General features: G+C 72.0%; 1 protein-coding gene. It reads left to right on the forward strand.

Translation table 11 applies throughout. The features are described from left to right. The coding region (tal, locus tag PH189_RS30265; RefSeq protein ID WP_274192576.1) for a transaldolase at window positions 1–1,007 on the forward strand (1,007 nt) is incomplete at both ends.

Genomic DNA, 1,007 nt, shown 5'->3' on the forward strand with positions numbered 1-1,007 from the left:
GCGGCCGGCGTCTCCATCTGGCTCGACGACCTGTCGCGCCAGCGCATCGAGTCCGGCAACCTCGCCTCGCTGATCGAGGACTCCGAGGTCGTCGGGGTCACCAGCAACCCGACGATCTTCGCGAGCGCCTTCGCCGACGCCGACCACTACGCCGAGGACCTCGACGCGCTCGCCGCGCGCGGCGCCTCGGTCGAGGACGCGATCCGCGAGCTCACCACCGAGGACGTGCGCCGGGCCTGCGACGTGTTCCGCGAGGTGTGGCAGCGCACCGGCGGCGTCGACGGGCGCGTGTCCCTCGAGGTGGACCCGGGCAAGGCCCACGACACCGAGGGCACCGTCGCCGAGGCCGCCGACCTGTGGAAGACGGTCGACCGGCCCAACCTGATGATCAAGATTCCGGCGACGCCCGAGGGCATCCCGGCGATCACCCGCACGCTCGCCGAGGGCATCAGCGTCAACGTCACGCTGATCTTCTCGGTCGAGCGTTACCGGCAGGTGATGGACGCCTACCTCGCGGGCATGGAGCAGGCGCGGGCCAACGGCCACGACCTCACGGGCATGGCCTCGGTCGCGTCGTTCTTCGTCTCCCGCGTGGACTCCGAGGTCGACAAGCGCCTCGACGCGATCGGCACCGACGCCGCGCTCAACCTGCGCGGCACCGCCGCCATCGCCAACGCGCGCCTGGCCTACGCCGCCTTCGGAGAGGTGTTCTCCACCGAGCGGTGGGCCGCGCTCAAGGGCGCCGGGGCCAAGCCCCAGCGCCCGCTGTGGGCGTCGACGGGGGTGAAGAACAAGGCCTACCCGGACACGCTCTACGTCTCCGAGCTGGCCGCGCCGAACACCGTCAACACGATGCCCGAGGCCACGCTCAAGGCGTTCGCCGACCACGGCGAGCTGCACGGCGACGCCGTGTCCGGCACCGAGGACGCCGCCCGCGAGGTCTTCGCCGGGCTCGCCCACGTGGGCGTCGACGTCGACGACGTCTACCAGGTCCTCGAGGACGAGGG

This window comes from Actinomycetospora chibensis, from assembly GCF_028737215.1.
GTDB classification, from domain to species: Bacteria; Actinomycetota; Actinomycetes; order Mycobacteriales; family Pseudonocardiaceae; genus Actinomycetospora; species Actinomycetospora chibensis.